The following is a 19,614-nucleotide window of genomic DNA, read 5'->3' as shown; positions in this document are numbered from 1 at the left end:
TTCGAGTGGAAGGAACCCCGGTGCGCGAGAGAGTCATCCGCTTCAATGAAGCCCAGGCACAGCGATTCTGTACCCGGTTGTGGCTTGAGCTGACCGTGGCGGGCCGAAGTCTCTGGTCGGACCCAGGCCTCTCCCCGCGGAGTGCACTGGATCGGGCGGTGGACGCTTCGGATGACGTCGCCGATGCCCAGCATCCGTAAATCGACCGTACTCCGCCTGAGCATTGCAGGCGCCATCCTTCTGGCCGGCATGGTCGCGTATCCGTTCGCCCGGGACAGCTGGCAGGACCTGCAGTCCCGACGTGCCCAGGAGCGCGATTTCGTCGCTGCGGATGACCTCGACCAGCAGGCCATCGTGAGGGCGCTGCTGATCCGGGAGCTTGCCATGGTGGTGCCCTGTGCACCATCAGTGGCCTGTCCTGCCCCGGTCATCCACTTTGACCGGAATACGGCAACGCTTCGCCCGCTCAGCGGCGTCGGGCCATGGACGGCGTACGAGGTGCGATCTGCGCTACCGATGAGGTCCCTGGTCGATACCGGGGATGCATCACTGCCGCCCCCCCTGCGGGAACTGCTGCAGTGGCTGGTGCAGCGCTCAGCAGTGAACGCAGACCCGGCACTGCCGGGCATCGTATATGTCAGCGACCCCGCACTCCTGCCGCCGCTGGGCACACCCCATGCCTGCGACGGACCGAGGGGTCCGATGCTGGTGAGGATCAGCAGGGCGGCCGTGCAGGCCCCACAGGGGGTGGCACTGGCGCTTGTGGTGCCGACCTACTGTGATCGAAGTGGGAACACGTGGGTGGCGAGGCTGCAGCGAAATGGCACGCAGTGGCAGGTTGTCGAGTAGCCCAGCTCTACCGTCATCACCGCCCGGCCAGCTCCTCGCGCACGATCTGTGCGCCGGCACTGAGCGCCCGCAGCTTGCCGCGTGCCACCTCACGCGACAGCGGCGCCATGCCGCAGTTGGTGCAGGGGTAGAGCTTGTCGGCATCAACGAACTGCAGCGCCTTGCGCAGGGTGTTGGCCACTTCTTCCGGCGTCTCCACCGTGCTGGACGCCACGTCGATGGCACCCACCATCACCTTCTTGCCGCGCACCAGCTCGATCAGGTCGATGGGCACGTGCGAGTTGTGGCATTCCAGCGAGATGAGGTCGATGCTGGACTGCTGCAGCTTGGGGAACGACTCCTCGTACTGGCGCCACTCCGAGCCCAGCGTCTGCTTCCAGTCGGTGTTGGCCTTGATGCCATAGCCGTAGCAGATGTGCACGGCGGTTTCGCACTTCAGCCCTTCGATCGCGCGCTCCAGGGTGGCCACGCCCCAGTCGTTCACCTCGTCGAAGAACACGTTGAAGGCGGGTTCGTCGAACTGGATGATGTCCACGCCAGCAGCCTCCAGCTCCTTCGCTTCCTCGTTGAGGATCTTCGCGAATTCCCAGGCCAGCTTTTCGCGGCTCTTGTAGTGCGCGTCGTACAGGGTGTCGATCATGGTCATCGGGCCGGGCAGCGCCCACTTGATCGGCTGTGCGGTCTGCCGGCGCAGGAACTTCGCATCCTCGACGAATACGGATTTCGGACGGCTGACCGCACCGACCACGGTCGGTACGCTGGCGTCGTAGCGGTTGCGGATGCGCACGGTCTCGCGCTTGTCGAAGTCGACGCCGTCGAGGTGTTCGATGAAGGTGGTGACGAAATGCTGCCGTGTCTGCTCGCCGTCGCTGACGATGTCGATGCCGGCGTGCTGCTGTTCCTGCAGGGACAGGCGCAGCGCGTCGTGCTTGCCTTCGGTCAGTGCGTCATCCTGCAGCTTCCAGGGCGACCAGAGCTTTTCGGGCTCGGCGAGCCAGGAGGGCTTGGGCAGGCTGCCGGCGGTGGAGGTGGGCAGTAGTTTCTTCATCGTGTACGGGGTCTTTGTCCTGGGGGAGGGAGATGCGATGGATCAGCGGGCAGCCCACTGCTCGAGCACGGCGCGGTAAGGCTTGATGAAGTGCTCTTCGGTGAACCTGCCCTGCTTGACTGCCAGCTGGCTGCGCTCTTCGCGGTCGTAGACGATGCGGGTGGACGAATAGTCCTGGTGCTTCAGGCTGGGCTGGTAGACCTTGCCGGCCACCGAATTGGCGTTGTAGATCTCCGGGCGGTAGATCTTCTGGAACGCTTCCATGGTGCTGATGGTGCCGATCAGTTCCAGGTTCGAGTAATCGCCAAGCAGATCGCCCTGGAAATAGAACGCCAGCGGGGCGACGCTGCCCGGCGGCATGAAGTAGCGCACCTGCAGGCCCATCTTGTCGAAGTACTGGTCGGTGGGCGAGAACTCGCCCTGGCGGTACTCCACGCCCAGAATGGGATGGTGGTTCTCGGTGCGGTGGTAGGTCTTGCTGCTGGACACGCTGATGCAGATCACCGGAGCCTTGCTGAAGTTGGCGCGGTAGGCGTCCGATTCCAGGAAGTGCTTGAACAGCTTGCCGTGCAGGTCGCCGAAGCCTTCGGGAATGCCGAACGTCGCCTTGCCCTCGTTGCTGGCCGGCAGCACGACGCTGAAATCGTAGTCGCGCACGTAGGACGAGAAATTGTTGCCGACGATGCCGTCAGTGCGCGTACCGGTGTGCGTGTCGACGATGGTCGGGCGCAGCACTTCGATCAGCGGGAACGGATCGCTGCCTTCATCGCCATCGACGTGCATCTCCACCGAGATGATGTCCAGCTCGACCGCGTAGCGATCCGCGCTGGGGTTGTCCCAGTGCGCCAGATCGTTGAAGCGGTTGTTGATCATGCCGATCGTGTTGCGCAGGTTTTCCTGGCGCGAGGCGCCGCGGGCCAGATTGGCGAAGTTGGTGGTGATGCGCGTGCCGTCGGCCGGCTGGTAATCCTCGTTGAAGGGGATGCGGGTGATGCGGAAGGTGAAGGCGTCGGTGGTCATGGGCGGCGTTCCGTTTACTTAAAGGGCGTCGGCGGTTTCGGCGGGCACGGGCGCTGGGCGGTGGGACAGCGCCAGCAGGGGCAGGGCCCGCTGCACGGCCAGGCGCGCCCGCTGCAGCAGGGCCTCGTCGTGCACGCGCCCGTCGGCGAAATCCTTGTCGGTGGCGTAGACGCCCAGCGGCAGGGTGCGTGCCTGGAAGAAGCTGAAGAGCGGCCGCAGCTGGTGGTCGATCATCAGCGCGTGGCGCTCGCTGCCGCCGGTGGCAGCCAGCAGGGTGGGGGTGTCGACCAGCGCGTCCTGGTGGATGAAATCGAAGAAGTGCTTGAACAGGCCGGTGTACGAACCGCGGTAGACCGGCGTGGCGACCACCAGCACGTCGGCCTGTTCGACCGTGGCCAGGGCCTGCTCGGCGGCGGCGGGCAGCTGCGAGCGCCACAGGGCACCGGCCAGCTGCGGGGCCAAATCACCCAGTTCGACCAGGTGCGGTTCGCTCGGCACGTGCTCGCCGATCAGGTCCAGCAGGTGTTCGCACAGGGTGGCGGCGCGCGAGGGGCGCTGCAGGCCACCGGAGACGGCGACGATACGGAGGGGGCGGTGGGGAGAAAGCATGCCCCGATGCTAGTCAGCCCTTCCCATGACGTAAAATGGTTTTACTTCACGCATCCATGAGTGGGATTCATCGACATGCTGGAACGAATCCACCTGAGCATCGTCCAGCAGGTCGAACTGCAGGGCTCGCTGACCGCCGCCGCCGGCGTGCTGAACCTGACCCAGTCGGCGCTGAGCCACAGCATGAAGAAGCTGGAGCAGCAGCTGGGCACCGATGTCTGGCTGCGCGAGGGCCGCAGCCTGCGCCTGACCCAGGCCGGCCAGTACCTGCTGGCGGTGGCCAACCGGGTGCTGCCGCAGCTGGACCTGGCCGAGGAACGGCTGGGCCAGTTCGCACAGGGCGAGCGCGGTTCGCTGCGCATCGGCATGGAATGCCACCCCTGCTACCAGTGGCTGCTGAAGATCGTCTCGCCCTACCTGGCGTCGTGGCCGGACGTGGATGTGGACGTGAAGCAGAAGTTCCAGTTCGGTGGCATCGGTGCCCTGTTCGGCTACGAGATCGACCTGCTGGTGACCCCCGACCCGCTGTTGAAGCCGGGCCTGAAGTTCGTTCCCGTGTTCGATTACGAGCAGGTGCTGGTGGTGGCCAAGGACCACGCGCTGGCCAAGGCGGAGTACGTGAAGCCACGGCAGCTGACCCAGGAAGTGCTGATCAGCTACCCGGTGCCGTTCGAACGCCTGGACATCTACAACCAGTTCCTGCTGCCGGCCGGGGTCACCCCGCGCCGCCACAAGGCCATCGAAACCACCGACATCATGATGCAGATGGTGGCCAGCGGCCGCGGCGTGGCCGCCATGCCACGCTGGCTGGTGGAGGAGTACGCGGCGCGCATGGACGTGGTGCCGGTGCGCCTGGGTGCCAAGGGCATCCCCAAGCAGATCTACCTGGGCGCGCGCGAGGCGGACACCGGCATCGACTACCTGCAGGCCTTCGTTGAACTGGCACGGGGCAGCTCGATCGCCGGCACGCTGCGCGGGGCCAAGTGATGCCTGCAGCCACCACGCAGGCTGCACGCGCCTTCATCGATGCCTGTTCGCTGGAGGTGAGTGCGAAGGCCATGCCCGCGTTGCACGCCGAAGCAGCCCGCATCGCACCCGGCACGACCATTTCCATTCCTTACCTGGCCAGCGAGGACGACGACGCGCGGATTGCTGCGGCGCGCCGCGTGCGCGAACTGGGGCTGCAGCCGATGCCGCACCTGTCGGCACGCCGCATCGGGTCGCTGGAAGCGCTCGAGCGGTTCATTGCGCGTGCGGCAGGCGAGGCCGGTGTCGAGCAGTGCCTGCTGGTTGCCGGTGATCTGGCCACGCCCGCCGGCCCGTTTGCCGACAGCGCGTCCCTCATCGACACCGGCCTGCTGGAACGCGCAGGCATCAAGGTGGTTGCCGTCGGCGGGCACCCGGAAGGCCATCCGGTGATGGGCGCTGACGAGCGCTGGCAGGTGCTGGAGCGCAAGTGCCAGGCCATCCAGGCGCGTGGCATGGCGCCGAAGATCATCACCCAGTTCGCCTTCGATGCCGACATCGTGCTGGCCTGGCTGGATGCACTGCGCGCGCGTGGCATCGGCCACCCGGTGCTGGTGGGTGTGCCCGGGCCGGCCAGCGTCACGCGGTTGCTGCGCTATGCGGCGATGTGCGGCGTGGGTGCCAGCGCATCGATGCTGGCGCGGTATGGCATCTCGATCGGCCGGTTGCTGGGTACCGCCGGGCCGGATGTGTTCGTGGATCGCCTGGTGGGAGGCCTGACCGAAGCGCATGGGCAGGTCAGCCCGCACCTGTTCCCGTTTGGTGGCATCGCGCCGTCGCTGGACTGGGTGGCGCAGTACCGCGTGCGCGTGGGTGCTGGGCGGCGTTGACCTTTGGACCGCCTCGCTCATCAGCTACAGGTTGGGATAGATCACTGTCCACTGGATGATGCTCAGGTTGATCAGACCGTGCACAACCGCTCGCTGCCAAGTGTCCAGCGAAAACTTGTAGATGCACGCGCAGATGGCGATCGAAAACAGGAAGGCTGAGATCCTCGCATCAGGGTGGACCCATGCGAAGAGAAGGCTGACAGCAACCGACGCAACGATCTTGCCCAGGTAGTGCGCAGCGCCGGTCAGAAGGAGGTGTCGTACCACTTTCTCTTCGAACAGCGGAGCAGCAACACAGCTTGTAAACACGCCCAGCAGGTAGTAAGCGAGTGGGATCTGATCCCAGGTCAGGAACTGCGAAGTATTGCGGCTGGGGTACCCGACAAAAGCAATCCATAGCGCGCCACCGAACAGGCCAAGCAACACGACAAGTACTGACGTCCTTGCGGTCCAGCGTGCCCTTGGCTCGTTCGGGAACATCCATAAGCAGACAAGAAAAGCAGCCAATTCCGTCAGTGCTTTTGAGCCGAATACGTCGAGCGCCTCGAGGGCGAACTGGGCCAGGCCGACCGCAAGGGTCGCCATCCCAGCGACGAAAATCCTGTTCTCAGGCTTGTCTGCGGGTCTGCACGACAAGGCTTGGAGGAAGGTCATGCCGATTTCTCGTTGAAGACGTTGACCCATGATGTGCCAACGCTCACCGTGCCTGCCTAAGCTGGACGCTTGGCGGCTGCACGGTGATAAACGAGCAACACGAAAACTACACCGGGAAATCCAAAAATGGCTGCTTGAGCCGCTTCCCGCTAGATCGACCACCGATACATCAAGAGCAAGCGTTTCATCGCTTGCCCTATCCGCGAACCTACTTGCCTGCGTGCTGGGCTTGGGTCATTTCAGCACCCTTCTCTGCACCACGGCTCTGCGCAAACGCAGGGAACGTCTTCTCGATCGAATCCTTGTCCGGCAGCACGTAGAACACGCCGCCCTTCTCGAACGTGGACTGCACGACCTGCTCATAGAAACCTGGGCTGACATTGATGCAGCCATGGGTCACGCGGTTGTCGTCCGGCGTCGGCGTTGCCAGCCGCTCGGCGCGCTTTTCCTTCGGGGTGCCCGGCGGCAGCGGGTGCATCGAGACGGCGGAATCGTAGTCCACCCACAGCACGCGGCCGGCGTCGTCGGACGGGCCGTAGCCACCAATGAAGCGGCCTGCAGGGGTCGTGCGGTCGTGGCCGGGAATCGCGCTCAGCGCGACCTTGGCCACGTTCGGGGCGGAGTGATCGCCCTTGGCCGAACCAAACAGTGCGGGTGCAGCGCCGCGCAGCTTTCCGTCGCTGCCAAAGACCAGCACCTGTGCGGCGGCCTTGTCCATGATCGCGAACGGATAGCCCTGGCTGTCCTTGCTGGCGACCACCCAGCCGGCGAGTTCGATCACCGTCTCGGACACCTCCTGTCCTTCCGGCAGCTCATCGACGGCAGCCGTGGGTTGCGTAGCGGCATCCTTGTCGCCCTTGGCGCTGGCCACGCCGGTACCGGCCAGTGCCAGCGCAAGGGTCAGCGCGACGCAGGCGGTGCGGATTGCGGGGGATGTGTACGTACGGATGGCGCGATTCCTCGGATGAATACGGTGATTCAAGGGAACCAGTGGCCGGGGGAGACCACTGGTTCCCGGTTCAGCTTAGCCGCGCGGGGTGCGGCGGGGAGCGGATTCGAGCTGCTGCACGCGACCTTCGATCTGGTCCAGGCGCTGGTTGGCCTGCTGGGCGGACTGGTTGGCGGACTCGGCGCTCTGCGCCGCGCCCTGGACCTTCACGTCAAGCGCGTCGAGGCGCGTGTTGACCTTCGCGAAGTCTTCTTTGTAGCTGGCGCACGCGCCGAGGCTGAGGGCAAGGATTGCCACGCCGAGGGGACGAGCGATCTTCAGGTGCTGCGTGGAAAGGGTCATTGCATTCCCTCCTTCGTCTGGGGAGTCTGGAATATAGCGGGCTTTTTGTTAGTTCCATGAATGCCTTTTCAGCTGCAGTTCGCGGACGTGCAGACACTGTGAAGAGCGCGCAGTCATGTTCGATTTGCCGCGAATTCAGCTGTCTGCGATGCACATGTGCTAACGCCGATGACGCCTGAATGAGTGGAGTGTTCGCTGCGCGATGCGATCGCATGGCGCAGATGCATCGCCACGTGCGTGCTGCACAGCCGTTGTGCATTTGTGGCGAGCAGAGGCCGCTGATAGCCTGATCAACTGCACATGATGTTGCCGCATCAATAAACGCGTCGAACGTATCGCCAGCACACTGCCAGTGCGATCAGGAATGTCATCGGCAGCGACCACGCAATCCACGTTGACAGCTGCCGGAACAGTGCCGGTCCGTGTAGGATGCGATCGTAGTACGAGGCGTCGAACAGCACGAATCCATGCGGCAGCAACACGGTGATGATCGGCGTAGGCACCGGCGCTGCCAGCAGGGCGGACACGAAGGCGAGCAGCACGACGACAGCGGCCGAGCGGATGCCCCTGCGACGCAGGGCGCGAAGCGCGATATGGAGCGCAAGCGCAAACGGTGAAGCGAGTGCTGCCCAGAGCAGCAGCACACCGGCAAAGGCGAGGATGTGCGGCATGCCTGCTCCCAGGTGGTGTGACCGATCAGCGGGGTGGCGGTGCGACGGGGCAGGCGACCGCGCCTGTTTCACCCGCACCAACCTTGTCGGTGAAGTCATCGCTCACGTCGATGATCGACAGGAGTGCCAGCCTTGCTGATGGGAATGCCACGTTGCCACTCATCCTTGATGGACCTGCACGAGGCGCAGCGTAGCGTGGAGGATGGCAGCGGTACAGCAGGCGGCCCGCTTCCACTCGCCTGCTAGACTGTCCGCCCCCTGCCTCATGGATGGATGCATGGCTGTCCAGCGCCTCAAGCCCCTGCCAAAGAAGGACATTGCAGCGTTGCGTGCGCGCTGGACCCCGGACCTCGTGCCGAACCTGTCCCATCCACGGCGCAAGCATGACTGGCGCGACAAGACCATCAGCAACCGCCACTGGGAACCGTCGCCGTTCGGCACAACGGCCGATGGCCGGCTGGACTATCGCGGGTTTCCTTATCCGGTTCCGCACTACCAGAACCTGCAGTCCGTGGATCTTTCCCATGCCCAGGAGGGCGGCGGGGCGACCTTCCTGACCTACGCCGTCATGCAGGACTGCGATTTCACCGGTGCATCGCTGGGGAACGTTTCGGAAACCCTCATCCGTTGCTGCTTCAATCTGTGCGAGTTCATCCAGGTCACACTCGGCGGCGCGTTTGATGGATGCAGCTTCGTGCAGGCAAAGCTGCGCAAGTGTGGTTCAACGGCCACCTTCACTGATTGCGATTTCCGCGATGCCAACCTGTCAGGCACGGACTTCTCATGGGCGCGCTTCGTGCGCTGCACTTTCGATGGCGCCAGCTTCAAGGGGTGCGACCTGCACAAGGCGGTGTTTGTCGGGTGCCGGCCCAGCGAGGAGCAGCTGGCCGCCTGCTACGAGAACGGGGGCATCCGCTTCGAGGATGACAGTGGCCAGCAGGTAAGCGTGGAGACGCCACCGGCAGCGGAAGATCCGGTGATCGAGGCGTGGGACCGGCTTGCGCAGCGGCTGGCGGGCCAATCCTAGGCATCGCCTCCTGGACATCGCTGCCCGGGCCCTTGGTACGCGGGCGTTCCAGGGCCACGGCCCACGTTTGCTATCATGCGCGCCAATGGCCGCCCGCCCGATGCTGATCGTGCGCCTGCGCATCCTCCTTCCTCGAAAGGGGACGCATCTGCGGCCATTCGCAGCGAAACCTTGCCCGGCCAGGCGCCGCCTGCCACCCGGGCCCCCGTACTGATCGAATAAGGAAGGCCGGCCGCATGCCTGCGGTCGTAATACATGAAATCACCTGCAACTTCGCGTCCCGGGTTGATCCCGGTGCTGGCCCTTCTGCTGGTCGGCCTCAACCTGCGCCCGGTGCTGGCCGTGGTCAGCCTGCTCACCGATTCCATCCGTGCCAGCAACGGCATGAGTTTCGAACAGATCGGCTGGCTCACCAGCCTGCCGATGATGGCCATGGGCCTGATCGCCATGGCCGGCGGCCTGGTCTATCGCCTGGGTTATCGGCGCGGCGTGGCCATCGGCCTGGCGCTCACGGCGGCTTCGGCACTGGCCAAGCTGGCCTCGCATGAGCCGCTGTGGCTGATGGGCTCCAGCGTGGCCGCAGGGCTGGGCATCGGCATCGTGCAGTCGCTCATTCCCGGCTACATCAAGACCCGCTTCCCGCACCGCGTCGACCTGCTGATGGGCCTGTACGTAAGCATGATCATGGGCGGCGCGGCACTGGCCGCGGCCAGCGCATCGGCCCTGCTGCACTGGCTGGACTGGCAGGGCACGATGGCGTTCTGGGCGGTGCTGGCCATCGCCGGCATCGCGCTGTGGCTGCCCAACAGCGGGCATGCCGACGCACCGGCCGCCAGCGCGTCCGCCAACGCCGGCAAGCCCCCCGCCTTCCGGCCCTGGCAGCATGGACGCACCTGGTTGCTGGTCGCCCTGTTCTGCGTGTCCAGCAGCTGCTACACGCTGTGCCTGGCGTGGATCGCGCCGTACATGATGGAAGCGGGCGTGCGCGCCAACGAGGCCGGTTTCATGCTGGCGGCGTTGAGCCTGTCCGAGGTGGCCGGTGGCTTCCTCGTCTCCTGGCTGGCGCCGCGCTTCCGTGACCGCCGCGTGCTGCTGGCGCTGTTCCTGGCCGCCACCGCACTGACCTATGTGCTGATCGGCGTGGCGCCGATGTATGCCCCGTGGCTGATGATGTGCCTGCTCGGCCTGTCGATCGGCGGCCTGTTCCCGATGACCCTGATCCTGGTGATGGACCACTGCAGCCAGCCGGCCAAGGCGGGCATCCTGGTGTCCTTCGTGCAGGGCGTGGGCTATCTGGTCGGCGGCATCCTGCCGTTCGTGGCCGGTTCGATCCGCGACACCGTGGGCGACCTCAGTGTGGCGTGGGTGGCGATGGCCTGCGTGACGGCCGCAGCGCTGGTGCTGGCGGCACGGGCAACGCCGGCCAGCGCGGAGCGCTTTGACGCGCGCTGATCGTGCATGATGCAGCGGCGTGGCGTTTGGCCACGCGCTGCCAGGGAAGGTGAATCAATGGATGGGATGCCGGCGCGGCAGATCCGCGCGCACTACGACGATCGCGTGATCCGCGTATACCAGGCCTACTCCGATGCCATCGCCGACAGTGCGCTGGAGCGGCAGACCTTTGTCTCTCCGCCGTTCAAGATGGAACGGATGACATGGATAAAACCGTCCTTCCTCTGGATGATGTATCGCGCCGGATGGGGCGAGAAGGAGGAAGGCCAGAAGCGGATCCTGGCAATCGACATCCGTCGCGACGGTTTCGAGTGGGCGCTGACCCATGGCTGCGACAGCCGTGCCGAGCCCGGGATGGATGCGGCGGCGTGGGAGCAGCTCAAGGCTCGTTCCCCGGTGCGCATCCAATGGGACCCCGAACGCGATCTGCTGCTGCGGCCGTTGCCCCACCGCGCGATTCAGATGGGTCTCGGCAGGGAGGCGGTGCGTGCCTATGTCGATGAATGGATTCAAGGCATCACCGATGTGACGGCGCAGGCACACGCCATCCATGCGCTGGTGGAGGCGGGAAGGATGGAGGAAGCGCAGTCTGCGCTGCCTCGCGAGCGGGCCTATCCCTGGGGTTAGGCGCAGCCGCTCAGCCTTCGTAGAAGTAACGGCGGCGATCACGCGACCACTGCTCGATCTCCGCCTGTGAATCCTCGGGCAGGCACTCTTCGATGTAGTCAGCGGCTTCGTCGGCGCCTTGCTGTCGCAGGTACTCGATGGTCTGCCCGGCACCGGCGCCCACCATGTTCTCGACATCGAAGCCGCAGCCGGTATCCATGTTCAGATGCTTGGCGACCCACATCGACTCGACGTCGCGCAGGTCCGCAACATGGAACAGCAGATAGGCGCACCAGTAGAGGTTCTCGAAGTACGCCTGGTCGCCTTCGCTTTTCCTGTACTCCATCTCCCGGCGAAAGATCTCCTGCAGAAGTGGCTGATGCTGCTTCGCATCCTCCGGGAGGATGCTGCGAAGTGCCTGTTCCCGCGAAGAAGGGGAGTGGATATCAGCTTCTGTCATGGATAGAACCGGGCAGGAGACGGGGCAGCGGTGGATGCTAGCAGCACGACCGGTGCTCGCCGGCGGGCATTGGGGAAATGGCGGCGCTACACGGCCTCGACAGAGTTCCCTGAACAGCAACTTCATTCATGTACTGGTCAGTTCAATATTCAGGGTCGATTTCATCAGCAAACGGATAATTCACACCTGTCGACCGCCTCTTCTCTCTCCCTCTCCCGGGGAGGCGGCCGGCGAAACCAAAAATAATTAAAGGTGTGTCCCGATGAACAAGAATTCGCTGCTTGCCCTGGGTCTGCTGGCTGCCCTGCCGTTCGCTGCATCGGCTGCCGATGGCCTGTCGTACAACTACGTTGAAGGCGGTTACGTGAACACCGATGCCAAGGGCGGCGACGCCGATGGCTGGGGCGTCAAGGGCTCGGTTGCGGTGCACCCGAACTTCTCGGTCTTCGCTGATTACAGCAAGCAGGAAACCGACACCTTCAAGAACGATGTTGACCAGTGGCGCATCGGCGCCGGCTACAACTATGGCATCGCACCGAACACCGACCTGGTGGCTCGTGTTGCGTACCAGAAGTTCGACATGAAGCACGGCCTGGACTTCAACGGCTACTCCACCGAAGTGGGCCTGCGTACTGCCTTTACCCCGAACCTGGAAGGCTACGCGCTGGCCGGCTACGAGGATTACAGCAAGAAGCACGGCATCAACCCGGAAGGGGAGTTCTACGGCCGCGTCGGCGCCACCGCCAAGTTCACCCCGAACTGGGGCCTGAGCGGCGAAGTGAAGCTGGCCAAGGCCGGCGACCGCGAGTGGTTCGTGGGCCCGCGCTTCACCTGGTAAGAACAGCAGTGCAGTAAAAGCGTGTTACCGGCGTGTGCTCTCTCTCTCTCTCCCACACGCCACCGAAGCCCGGCCTTGCGCCGGGCTTCTTTTTTGTGGATTACGGTTGGGCTTCCACCAGGCCCAGCCGCAGCAGGCTCTCGGCCGTGGCCACGATGGCGTCCTCGCGCGAACGCGGTGCCCAGCCCAGCAGGCGCTGCGCCTTTTCGCTGGTGGCGTTCATCGTGCGGCCCAGCAGTGGCACCGAACCGCGCAGCGCCGGGTCCTTCAGCGCACCCAGGCGTACCACCCAGTTGGGGATGACCCGCGTGCTCACCCTGTCGGCGGCCGCGCCCAGGCGCTGCTTCAGGATCTGCGCCACTTCACCCAGCCACAGGCTGTCGCCGGCAATGGCGATGAAGCGCTCGCCGTTGGCCGCAGGATGGGTCATCGCGCGCAGGTGCAGGTCGGCCACGTCGCGGACATCGACGAAGCCGCAGTTGATCTTCGGCGACCCCTTCTGGCCCTGCAGCAGGTTGCGCACCAGGCGGATGGAATGTGAGTAGTCGCCGCCCAGCACCGGGCCGAGCACGGCGGTGGGATTGACCACCGACAGCTGCAGGCCGTTGCCTTCGCGCGCAATGAAATCCCATGCAGCGCGCTCGGACAGGGTCTTGGACTTCTGGTACAGCCAGACATCGCCGGACAGGTCGCTCCAGTCGGTTTCATTGAATGGGCGGCCGATGTCGCCGTGGCCGGCGCAGATGGCACCGAAGGCCGAGGTCAGCACCACCCGCTGTACGCCGGCATCGCGCGCGGCACGCAGCACGCGCAGGTTGCCGTCCACGGCCGGGCGCACCCATTGCTCCTCGCGGGTCTGTTCGCCGGTGGGCGTGGGCGAGGCGCCATGCATCACATGGCTGCAACCCGCAACGGCTTCGGCCCAGCCCTCGTCGCGGCCGAGGTCGGCCACCACGAAGCTGAGGCGATCGCCCGGCTCGGCGCCGCCGACCTTCAGCTGCTGGCGCACCTCCGCCTCGCGCGACAGTGAGCGCACCGTGGTGCGGACGTCATAGCCGGCCGCGAGCAGGGCCAGGATGCAGTGCTGGGCGATGAAGCCGGTACCACCGGTCACCAGGACGGTCGTTTTCATGGGAACACTCCAGATACGTGGGGGGATGGGCAAGCCACCCCGACGGGGATCCGGCGGTGCAGGCGGCTATGTCTACAGCTGTATACATGCGTTGTCCGCTATTGTCTACAGCTGTATACTTAACGCATGAACACACCTGCCACGCCGTCCCCCGGCAAACCCCGCCAACGTGACGCCGAAGCCACCCGCGAGGCGATCCTGGTCTCTGCCCGCCGGGCGTTCGCCCAGTCCGGCTATGACGGGGCCGGGGTACGTGAGATCGCCGCAGGGGCCGGGGTGACGGCGATGATGGTCAACCGCTACTTCGGCTCGAAGGAGCAGCTGTTTGCCGAGGTGGTGGAGAACACCATGACCCAGGGCAGCCTGATTGCCGGCGGCATCATGGACCAGCCGGAACCGGGCAAGGCGCTGGCGCGTGCGCTGGTGAAGATGACCCGCGCCGATGCGACGCCGATGGACGGTTTCCTGATCACCTTCCATTCGGCATCGAGCCCGTTGGCGGCGGAGATCGGCCGCGACAAGATCGCCGCGCATCACCTCAAGAGGGTGGCCGCCTCACTGCAGGGCACGCTGCCGGCCGAGCGCGCCGCGCTCATCCTGGCGATGATTTCCGGCTTCCAGGTGATGCGGCAGATGATCGCGCTGCCGGCCCTTGCCGACGCCGACGAGGATGAACTGGCCGAGCTGCTGGGCGCGGTGTTCGAGCGGCTGATCAGGTTGCCCGCAGCCGAGCCGAGGGATCAGTCCACCGCCGTGCCATAACTCTCGGCGAGGATGGCCTTGTACTCGGCCAGTGACGGCAGGCCCATCGCGCTGCGCCGCGCGTCCAGGCCGGGCATGTCTTCGGTGGGGCGCAGGCGCATCACGCCGTCGTCGCCCTGCACGAACTGGCTGCCGTAGCGCTGCGGCTTGCCCTGGGCCACCAGCACGCGGTCGGTGAGCAGGGCTACGTCGGCACGGTCGGCTTCACCCGTTCTGGCGGCGTGTTCGATCAACGGCAGCACCTCGGCCTGGAAGGCAGGATCCTGGTCGGCGTGCTGCACCAGCAGCCATGCGGCCTTGGCGCCATCACGACCGACCTTCGAACGCGTCGGCCAGCCCTTCGCAGCAATCACGGTCTTCAACCATTGCGCATTGGCCTTGGCCACGGGAGCGGTGTCTTTGAATGCATCGGCGCCCCCGGCCGCGATCGCGGCGTGCTGCGCGGCCTGGTCGCGGGCTTCGCGATCCAGCAGTTCCCTGCGCAAGGGTTCGTCCATCAGCGCGGCACGCTGTTTCTGGGTCGCTTCCGCGCGCGCCAGCATCTGCGTCCAATCCGGTTCGGCACGCAGGGCATTCAGGCCGGGGCGATCCTTGTGCAGCAGATCATCGAGGGGAAGGCGGTCCTGGTCGAGCAGGGCGACGGCGTAGGCCATCGCCGCGGGATGGTCGCCGGTGGCGGCAGTGCACTCGACCAGCAGCAGCTCGCCGCCATCGGGAAAGCTTGCCCCGTTGCGATACATCGCGCCGAGGGTATCGGCGCAGCCCTTGAAGTCGTCGTTGTCGTAGCGCTGCACTGCGTCGAAAAAGCTGCCGGTGTCGGCGGCGCAGGCGCCGTTGGCCGTGCCCAGCAGCAGCGCAAGCAGTGCCGGCGCCAGGCGGGTCATGCGGATCGATGCCATCGTGTCTTCCTCCATGAAGGGGCGCAGACCCTGTCAGCACAGGCATCCGGCCAGGTAAGCGCAGTGTGCCAGCGTTGGCCGCTACGCGCCTGCCTGCGCCACAATGCGCCATGGCCTTCGATCCCAGCGCAACCTCCCTTGCCGGCACTGGTGCGGCTTACCAGGAGCACCCTGCGCCGGCCGCGCTGCGCGGCGCCTTCGGCCAGCTGTGGCAGAGCCAGTTGGATGCCGATGCCAGCGGCAGCATCACCGTGCTGCCCGATGGCTGCGTGGACATCCTGTGGCGGAACGGCGTGCTGTTCGCTGTCGGTCCCGACCGCGTTGCCGCGCACCCGCAGCTGGCGCCGGGGGCACAGGTACCGGGCGCGCGCTTCCAGCCGGGGCAGGCCCAGGCCGCGCTCGGTATTTCGTTGGCAGACATGCTGGGCCAGGCGATTCCGTTGGCCGAGCTGAAGGGCCGTTGGGCCAAGGATGTGGCCGATGCAGTGGGCGATGCACCGCCACACCGGCGCATGCAGCGGTTGGCGACCCTGCTGCACCCCCACATGGGGCAGCCGACCGATGACCTCGCGGCACTACGGGCGAAGGCCCTGTTCCGTGGTCTGGCCGAGGGCAGCAGCATCGACGCTCTCGCCGAGCACCTGGACCTGCACCCGCGATCGCTGCGCCGCCTCAGCCAGCAGCAGTTCGGCTACGGGGCGAAGACCCTGCAGCGCATCCTGCGCCTGCAACGCTTCCTGCGCGGCTGCCGCAGCGATGCGACGTTGGCCATGGCCGCGCGTGCTGCAGATGCCGGCTATGCCGACCAGGCCCACCTCTCGCGGGACGCGCGTGAACTGGCCGGGATGACGGCCACTGCCCTGTGGCTGCAGTGGACACGCTGACTGTCCGTTTCGTTCAAGACCCTGCGCCGCTGCTGGTCGATGCTGCGCGCTCCCAGCAGGAGCGCCACCATGAGCCACACCCCTGACCGCGACGCCGAGCGCCGCATCGACAACATCGAGTTCAACGTCGCCGACATCGCGCGCAGCAAACACTTCTACGCGCAGGTGTTCGGTTGGCGCTACACCGATTACGGCCCGGCCTACACCGAGTTCGACGATGGTCGCCTGAAGGGCGGCTTCGTGGCCGACGCGCCGGTGCGTGCGCAGGGCGGAGCGCTGGTCATCCTCTACTGCGCCGATCTGGCCGCGGCCGAACAGCGCGTTCTGGCAGCCGGAGGTGACGTGGTACAGCCGGTGTTCGCTTTCCCCGGTGGCCGCAGATTCCACTTCCGCGATCTGGATGGCTACGAGCTGGCAGTCTGGAGCGACATGGACTGAAGCGTGCAGTAGCGCCACGCCGCGCGGGGCTGCTTCCCCATCCACGCATGGCGTGGCTCTACTGCAGCTGTGCTTCCAGGTCAGCCAGCCTATCCAGCCGCCGCTGCCGGCGTCGGCCAGCCCAGGCGCCGGCTAGTGCTGCCACCACGACGACCGCGCCGTTCAACCACAGGTTCAGCGCCAAGGTCTGGGGCGGGAGTGCACCTGGAACGTCGGGGCCGGCCTGCATCGCGGTGTGCGAGATCCACACGAGTCCGATCCAGACGGCCAGTGACAGCCAGATGTTGAGCCGCCAGATCCGCATCGAGATGTGCGCGCGCTGGCGCTCGAAAGCCAGCAGTGCGGTCGGCGCAAGACCGCGGCTACGCCATTGCCGGCGGCGCTGCACGAAAATCCAGCCAGCGAAGGCCAGTATGAACACGATCAGGCCCCAGAGCACCCCATGGGCGATCAGCTTGCGCGGGTCGAGCAGGGCGCGGATGCAGTTGCCCACGGCCGCGACGGTAACCAGCAGTTCCAGCGCAGACCGCAGGCGTATCCAGCGGCTGCGACGCTCGGCCTCGCGCTGCAGCGCGCCGACATCCACCGCAGGCACGTCGGGCTGCTGCTGCCACAGCGCCTGCAGGTCACTCCAATCGTCTCTGTCGGTTGCCGGATTCATCGCGTCCCTCCCATACGTTCGCGCAGTTGCCGGCGTGCACGGCTCAGGCGCTGGGCAACGGTGTTCTCTTCCACTCCCAGCACCTGCCCGATCTCACGCTGTGAAAAGCCTTCCAGTGCCAGCAGCACCACCTGGCGCAGGCCCAGTGGAAGCTGACGCACTGCCTGCAGCAGACCGTCGTGCTGCTGCGCACGTGCCGCCTGCTGCAGCGGATCGGCGTCGGGGTCCGGCAACTGTTCGTCCAGGCTGCTGACGCGGTGCCGCCGCTCGTTGGCCAGCGCATCCATCGCACGGTTGTGTGCCACCCGCGCAATGAATGCGCGCAACGTGCCTCCTTCGCCACGCCAGCGTGGCAGTGCCTGCCACAGCGCGATGCTGATCTCCTGCAGCAGATCGTCGCGGCGTGCGGGCTCGCGCGTGTAGCTGCCTGCCATGCGCGCAAGCATCGGCCAGTGCGTCTGCAGCACGACGGCAATATCGAGGGACTGCGTGTTACCCAACCGTGCCGCTCCTCAGCCGATGTCATCCGCGAAAGCGTCGCGGTAGACCCAATAGGATACGTAGCCGAGCAACAGCAGGGGCAGCAACAGATACGGCTGGTACGGCAGGGCGAACAGCAGGACCGCGTTGAGCAGCAGGTAGGCACACAGCGGGCGCCAGGCTTCACGCAGGAGCCGCAGGTTATCGCGCAACGCCACCAGCACCGGCATGCCATCCAGCAGTGCACGCGGAACGGTGGTCAGCAGCAGCATGGCCAGTGGCAAGCCGCTGGCCAGTACCAGGGCGATCTGCAGGCGAGTGACCGTGGCGGCCAGCACCGCGCTGTCACCCAGTGCGAAGGCACCAGCGGCTGCAGGCCCGGCCAGTACACCTGCCATCGCCACCTGCCCGGCGAAGACCACCGCCGAGAGCAGCGCCAGCACCGCGACCGTTGCGGGACGTGCACGCAGCCGGCGGCCAGCCTGCAGCGGCGCGAAGCGCCCATCGCGGACGAACTGATCCAGCATCAGCAGGGCCCACATCGATACCAGTGGCACCACCAGCTTGGACACCACGACGCCGGCGACCGGCACGCCCAGCTGCAGCACGAGTTCCACCAGCATCGGCAGCAGCGCCAGCAGGAACAGCCGCAGCGGTGCGCGCCGCAGCATGCCCGCGCTGCGCGCAAGCCAGTGCAGGAGGCGGCCGGTGGGCCAGCGGCGGCTTGGTTGAGTGGTGGTGGCAGCGATGTCCGGGGCGTGCATGCGGGCTCCAAGCGGCGTGTAGTGATGATTGAAGACGCCGCCGGCGAAAAAAACCTGACATCGATCTGCACCGCTCCCACGCTCCAGTAGAGCCATGCCATGCGTGGATGCTCTCCCCAGCCACGCATGGCGTGGCTCTACTGCAGCTCCACCATCTGCAGGGGGCTTCCGCTAGAATCGCCCGCACTTCGCCCCGCGCGACGCGCCCGCCCCACGCCAGCAGGATGTACCGTGAACTCCCAGCCCGCACCGATCACCGCCCTCAACCACACCCTCGACAACGAGCCGCAGCAGATCACCGCGCCGTTGACCCACTCGGCCGCGTTCCTGGTGCTGAAGGTGAAGGACGATGCAGATTCCATCGCCAAAGTGCGCGAGGTGCTGGGCAGCAGCGATGACCTGATCAAGAACACCGCCATCCGCGATATCGAGCGCACCTTCACCTGCAACGTGGCCATCGGCCACCGCGTGTGGGAACCGTTGGTGGGCACCGCGCCGCCGCGCGAGCTGAAGCCCTTCCGTGAGATCAAGGGCGCCACGCATACCGCCGTGTCCACCCCGGGTGACCTGCTGTACCACGTGCGTGCGCGCACGATGGACCTGATCGTGGCCTTCGAGCGCAACCTGCTGATGGCGTTCGGTGATGCGGTGGAAACGATCGACGATGTGGCCGGCTTCCGCTACTTCGACGGCCGTGACCTGCTGGACTTCGTCGATGGCACGGCCAACCCGGAAGGGCTGTCGCTGCCCGAAGCCACCCTCGTCGGCGACGAAGACCCCGAGCATGCCGGCGGCAGTTACGTGGTGGTGCAGAAGTACCTGCACAACCTCGATGCGTGGCGCGCCCAGAAGACCGAGGCGCAGGAGGCCATCATCGGCCGCACCAAGCACGACAACATCGAACTGGACGATGCCCCGGCCGACGCGCAGAAATCGCACAAGACGCTCTGCACCATCGAGGATGCCGATGGCGAGCACGAGATCCTGCGCGACAACATGCCCTTCGCCAACCCGGGCCGCGGCGAGTACGGCACCTACTTCATCGGTTACACGCGCCGCCTGTGGGTGATCGAGCAGATGCTCGAGCGCATGTTCATCGGCAACCCCGCGCCGCTGCACGACCGCATCCTGGATTTCTCCACCGCTACTACCGGCGTCACCTTCTTCGCGCCCTCGCGCAAGGTGCTGGCCGACCTGGGCGACTGACCCTCAC

At 65.9% G+C, this 19,614-nt stretch carries 24 protein-coding genes; 11 read left to right on the top strand and 13 right to left on the bottom strand.

The features are described 5' to 3' along the window. The first annotated feature begins 171 nt into the window (after nucleotides 1-171). Complete coding sequence (locus AC3WL7_RS06945; RefSeq protein WP_492749782.1) at nucleotides 172-849, top strand: hypothetical protein; 678 nt, start codon at nucleotides 172-174, stop codon at nucleotides 847-849. A 16-nt stretch (nucleotides 850-865) separates the two neighbouring features. Here AC3WL7_RS06945 and AC3WL7_RS06940 read toward each other — a convergent pair whose 3' ends face one another. From AC3WL7_RS06940 to msuE, 3 genes are read right to left on the bottom strand one after another with little or no spacing between them, the layout of a single operon-like run. Continuing rightward, nucleotides 866-1,897, bottom strand: a complete 1,032-nt coding sequence (locus tag AC3WL7_RS06940) for a methionine synthase (protein WP_200732257.1) — start codon at nucleotides 1,895-1,897, stop codon at nucleotides 866-868. Nucleotides 1,898-1,939: 42 nt separating this feature from the next. After that, entirely contained in the window at nucleotides 1,940-2,917 is a 978-nt protein-coding gene (locus AC3WL7_RS06935) for a DUF1852 domain-containing protein (RefSeq protein WP_108757955.1), read from the bottom strand. An 18-nt stretch (nucleotides 2,918-2,935) separates the two neighbouring features. Continuing rightward, entirely contained in the window at nucleotides 2,936-3,526 is a 591-nt protein-coding gene (gene msuE, locus AC3WL7_RS06930; RefSeq protein WP_108757956.1) for an FMN reductase, read from the bottom strand. Between the two features lie 75 nt (nucleotides 3,527-3,601). Between msuE and AC3WL7_RS06925 the strand changes: the two genes are divergently transcribed. Continuing rightward, complete coding sequence (locus AC3WL7_RS06925; protein ID WP_313140887.1) at nucleotides 3,602-4,513, top strand: LysR family transcriptional regulator; 912 nt, start codon at nucleotides 3,602-3,604, stop codon at nucleotides 4,511-4,513. Continuing rightward, complete coding sequence (locus tag AC3WL7_RS06920) at nucleotides 4,513-5,382, top strand: methylenetetrahydrofolate reductase (RefSeq protein ID WP_492749778.1); 870 nt, start codon at nucleotides 4,513-4,515, stop codon at nucleotides 5,380-5,382. Before AC3WL7_RS06925 ends, AC3WL7_RS06920 begins: the two co-directional genes overlap by 1 nt. Before the next feature lie 24 nt (nucleotides 5,383-5,406). Here the strand turns inward: AC3WL7_RS06920 and AC3WL7_RS06915 are convergent, their stop codons facing one another. The 4 genes from AC3WL7_RS06915 to AC3WL7_RS06900 all read right to left on the bottom strand — a co-directional run bounded on the left by AC3WL7_RS06915 (nucleotide 5,407) and on the right by AC3WL7_RS06900 (nucleotide 7,998). After that, nucleotides 5,407-6,036 carry a CPBP family glutamic-type intramembrane protease gene (locus AC3WL7_RS06915; RefSeq protein WP_492749777.1) on the bottom strand — a complete coding sequence of 210 codons (630 nt, stop codon included), beginning with the start codon at nucleotides 6,034-6,036 and terminating at the stop codon, nucleotides 5,407-5,409. 208 nt (nucleotides 6,037-6,244) lie between these two features. Next, complete coding sequence (locus AC3WL7_RS06910; protein WP_492749811.1) at nucleotides 6,245-6,940, bottom strand: L,D-transpeptidase family protein; 696 nt, start codon at nucleotides 6,938-6,940, stop codon at nucleotides 6,245-6,247. A 120-nt stretch (nucleotides 6,941-7,060) separates the two neighbouring features. Then, nucleotides 7,061-7,327 carry a hypothetical protein gene (locus AC3WL7_RS06905; protein ID WP_079224744.1) on the bottom strand — a complete coding sequence of 89 codons (267 nt, stop codon included), beginning with the start codon at nucleotides 7,325-7,327 and terminating at the stop codon, nucleotides 7,061-7,063. A gap of 314 nt (nucleotides 7,328-7,641) precedes the next feature. Beyond that, nucleotides 7,642-7,998 carry a hypothetical protein gene (locus AC3WL7_RS06900; RefSeq protein WP_492749776.1) on the bottom strand — a complete coding sequence of 119 codons (357 nt, stop codon included), beginning with the start codon at nucleotides 7,996-7,998 and terminating at the stop codon, nucleotides 7,642-7,644. 277 nt (nucleotides 7,999-8,275) lie between these two features. Here AC3WL7_RS06900 and AC3WL7_RS06895 point away from each other — a divergent pair, with 277 nt between their 5' ends. From AC3WL7_RS06895 to AC3WL7_RS06885, 3 genes are all read left to right on the top strand, one after another. Next, complete coding sequence (locus tag AC3WL7_RS06895; protein WP_492749775.1) at nucleotides 8,276-9,025, top strand: pentapeptide repeat-containing protein; 750 nt, start codon at nucleotides 8,276-8,278, stop codon at nucleotides 9,023-9,025. A 255-nt stretch (nucleotides 9,026-9,280) separates the two neighbouring features. Next, the gene (locus AC3WL7_RS06890) at nucleotides 9,281-10,477 is read left to right on the top strand and encodes an MFS transporter (protein WP_492749773.1); all 1,197 of its coding nucleotides are present in this window, start codon (nucleotides 9,281-9,283) and stop codon (nucleotides 10,475-10,477) included. 57 nt (nucleotides 10,478-10,534) lie between these two features. Further along, on the top strand, nucleotides 10,535-11,104 hold the full coding sequence (locus AC3WL7_RS06885; RefSeq protein ID WP_492749772.1) for a DUF4291 domain-containing protein: 570 nt from the start codon (nucleotides 10,535-10,537) through the stop codon (nucleotides 11,102-11,104). Between the two features lie 10 nt (nucleotides 11,105-11,114). On the opposite strand, the gene AC3WL7_RS06880 is transcribed toward AC3WL7_RS06885, so the two are convergent. Further along, nucleotides 11,115-11,543, bottom strand: a complete 429-nt coding sequence (locus AC3WL7_RS06880; protein WP_492749771.1) for a hypothetical protein — start codon at nucleotides 11,541-11,543, stop codon at nucleotides 11,115-11,117. Nucleotides 11,544-11,805: 262 nt separating this feature from the next. Between AC3WL7_RS06880 and AC3WL7_RS06875 the strand changes: the two genes are divergently transcribed. After that, nucleotides 11,806-12,381: an OmpO family porin gene (locus AC3WL7_RS06875; RefSeq protein ID WP_079224758.1), complete on the top strand. Its 576-nt coding sequence runs from the start codon at nucleotides 11,806-11,808 to the stop codon at nucleotides 12,379-12,381. A 100-nt stretch (nucleotides 12,382-12,481) separates the two neighbouring features. On the opposite strand, the gene AC3WL7_RS06870 is transcribed toward AC3WL7_RS06875, so the two are convergent. Then, nucleotides 12,482-13,513 carry an SDR family oxidoreductase gene (locus AC3WL7_RS06870; protein ID WP_492749770.1) on the bottom strand — a complete coding sequence of 344 codons (1,032 nt, stop codon included), beginning with the start codon at nucleotides 13,511-13,513 and terminating at the stop codon, nucleotides 12,482-12,484. Nucleotides 13,514-13,639: 126 nt separating this feature from the next. On the opposite strand from AC3WL7_RS06870, the gene AC3WL7_RS06865 reads away from it, so the two are divergent. Then, a complete protein-coding gene (locus tag AC3WL7_RS06865) occupies nucleotides 13,640-14,275 on the top strand; it encodes a TetR/AcrR family transcriptional regulator (protein ID WP_492749769.1) in 636 nt (211 codons plus the stop codon). On the opposite strand, the gene AC3WL7_RS06860 is transcribed toward AC3WL7_RS06865, so the two are convergent. Next, a complete protein-coding gene (locus tag AC3WL7_RS06860) occupies nucleotides 14,254-15,174 on the bottom strand; it encodes a DUF6624 domain-containing protein (RefSeq protein ID WP_492749768.1) in 921 nt (306 codons plus the stop codon). The genes AC3WL7_RS06865 and AC3WL7_RS06860 overlap by 22 nt on opposite strands. A gap of 110 nt (nucleotides 15,175-15,284) precedes the next feature. Here AC3WL7_RS06860 and AC3WL7_RS06855 point away from each other — a divergent pair, with 110 nt between their 5' ends. After that, a complete protein-coding gene (locus AC3WL7_RS06855) occupies nucleotides 15,285-16,058 on the top strand; it encodes a helix-turn-helix domain-containing protein (RefSeq protein WP_492749767.1) in 774 nt (257 codons plus the stop codon). 69 nt (nucleotides 16,059-16,127) lie between these two features. Further along, nucleotides 16,128-16,496: a VOC family protein gene (locus AC3WL7_RS06850; protein WP_200732278.1), complete on the top strand. Its 369-nt coding sequence runs from the start codon at nucleotides 16,128-16,130 to the stop codon at nucleotides 16,494-16,496. A gap of 58 nt (nucleotides 16,497-16,554) precedes the next feature. Here AC3WL7_RS06850 and AC3WL7_RS06845 read toward each other — a convergent pair whose 3' ends face one another. From AC3WL7_RS06845 to AC3WL7_RS06835, 3 genes are read right to left on the bottom strand one after another with little or no spacing between them, the layout of a single operon-like run. Continuing rightward, nucleotides 16,555-17,157 carry a hypothetical protein gene (locus tag AC3WL7_RS06845; RefSeq protein ID WP_492749765.1) on the bottom strand — a complete coding sequence of 201 codons (603 nt, stop codon included), beginning with the start codon at nucleotides 17,155-17,157 and terminating at the stop codon, nucleotides 16,555-16,557. Then, a complete protein-coding gene (locus tag AC3WL7_RS06840; protein ID WP_283220970.1) occupies nucleotides 17,154-17,657 on the bottom strand; it encodes an RNA polymerase sigma factor in 504 nt (167 codons plus the stop codon). The genes AC3WL7_RS06845 and AC3WL7_RS06840 overlap by 4 nt, the downstream gene beginning before the upstream one ends. 12 nt (nucleotides 17,658-17,669) lie before the next feature. Next, nucleotides 17,670-18,401 carry a hypothetical protein gene (locus tag AC3WL7_RS06835; RefSeq protein ID WP_492749764.1) on the bottom strand — a complete coding sequence of 244 codons (732 nt, stop codon included), beginning with the start codon at nucleotides 18,399-18,401 and terminating at the stop codon, nucleotides 17,670-17,672. A 231-nt stretch (nucleotides 18,402-18,632) separates the two neighbouring features. Between AC3WL7_RS06835 and AC3WL7_RS06830 the strand changes: the two genes are divergently transcribed. Beyond that, a complete protein-coding gene (locus AC3WL7_RS06830; RefSeq protein ID WP_492749763.1) occupies nucleotides 18,633-19,607 on the top strand; it encodes a Dyp-type peroxidase in 975 nt (324 codons plus the stop codon). The last annotated feature ends 7 nt before the right edge of the window (nucleotides 19,608-19,614 follow it).

This window comes from Stenotrophomonas sp. FW305-3-2-15-E-LB1 (genome assembly GCF_058787375.1).
This window is presented reverse-complemented; position numbering and strand designations above follow the sequence as displayed.

Bases quoted from the DNA above. Each gene is read 5' to 3' on its own strand.
- AC3WL7_RS06935 (WP_108757955.1), bottom strand. From the start codon at position 2,917: ATGACCACCGACGCCTTCACCTTCCGCATCACCCGCATCCCCTTCAAC.
- AC3WL7_RS06915 (WP_492749777.1), bottom strand. From the start codon at position 6,036: ATGACCTTCCTCCAAGCCTTGTCGTGCAGACCCGCAGACAAGCCTGAG.
- AC3WL7_RS06925 (WP_313140887.1), top strand. From the start codon at position 3,602: ATGCTGGAACGAATCCACCTGAGCATCGTCCAGCAGGTCGAACTGCAG.
- AC3WL7_RS06835 (WP_492749764.1), bottom strand. From the start codon at position 18,401: ATGCACGCCCCGGACATCGCTGCCACCACCACTCAACCAAGCCGCCGC.
- msuE (WP_108757956.1), bottom strand. From the start codon at position 3,526: ATGCTTTCTCCCCACCGCCCCCTCCGTATCGTCGCCGTCTCCGGTGGC.
- AC3WL7_RS06880 (WP_492749771.1), bottom strand. From the start codon at position 11,543: ATGACAGAAGCTGATATCCACTCCCCTTCTTCGCGGGAACAGGCACTT.
- AC3WL7_RS06945 (WP_492749782.1), top strand. From the start codon at position 172: ATGACGTCGCCGATGCCCAGCATCCGTAAATCGACCGTACTCCGCCTG.
- AC3WL7_RS06940 (WP_200732257.1), bottom strand. From the start codon at position 1,897: ATGAAGAAACTACTGCCCACCTCCACCGCCGGCAGCCTGCCCAAGCCC.
- AC3WL7_RS06900 (WP_492749776.1), bottom strand. From the start codon at position 7,998: ATGCCGCACATCCTCGCCTTTGCCGGTGTGCTGCTGCTCTGGGCAGCA.
- AC3WL7_RS06875 (WP_079224758.1), top strand. From the start codon at position 11,806: ATGAACAAGAATTCGCTGCTTGCCCTGGGTCTGCTGGCTGCCCTGCCG.
- AC3WL7_RS06850 (WP_200732278.1), top strand. From the start codon at position 16,128: ATGAGCCACACCCCTGACCGCGACGCCGAGCGCCGCATCGACAACATC.
- AC3WL7_RS06905 (WP_079224744.1), bottom strand. From the start codon at position 7,327: ATGACCCTTTCCACGCAGCACCTGAAGATCGCTCGTCCCCTCGGCGTG.
- AC3WL7_RS06890 (WP_492749773.1), top strand. From the start codon at position 9,281: ATGAAATCACCTGCAACTTCGCGTCCCGGGTTGATCCCGGTGCTGGCC.
- AC3WL7_RS06860 (WP_492749768.1), bottom strand. From the start codon at position 15,174: ATGGCATCGATCCGCATGACCCGCCTGGCGCCGGCACTGCTTGCGCTG.
- AC3WL7_RS06855 (WP_492749767.1), top strand. From the start codon at position 15,285: ATGGCCTTCGATCCCAGCGCAACCTCCCTTGCCGGCACTGGTGCGGCT.
- AC3WL7_RS06870 (WP_492749770.1), bottom strand. From the start codon at position 13,513: ATGAAAACGACCGTCCTGGTGACCGGTGGTACCGGCTTCATCGCCCAG.
- AC3WL7_RS06920 (WP_492749778.1), top strand. From the start codon at position 4,513: ATGCCTGCAGCCACCACGCAGGCTGCACGCGCCTTCATCGATGCCTGT.
- AC3WL7_RS06885 (WP_492749772.1), top strand. From the start codon at position 10,535: ATGGATGGGATGCCGGCGCGGCAGATCCGCGCGCACTACGACGATCGC.
- AC3WL7_RS06865 (WP_492749769.1), top strand. From the start codon at position 13,640: ATGAACACACCTGCCACGCCGTCCCCCGGCAAACCCCGCCAACGTGAC.
- AC3WL7_RS06845 (WP_492749765.1), bottom strand. From the start codon at position 17,157: ATGAATCCGGCAACCGACAGAGACGATTGGAGTGACCTGCAGGCGCTG.
- AC3WL7_RS06895 (WP_492749775.1), top strand. From the start codon at position 8,276: ATGGCTGTCCAGCGCCTCAAGCCCCTGCCAAAGAAGGACATTGCAGCG.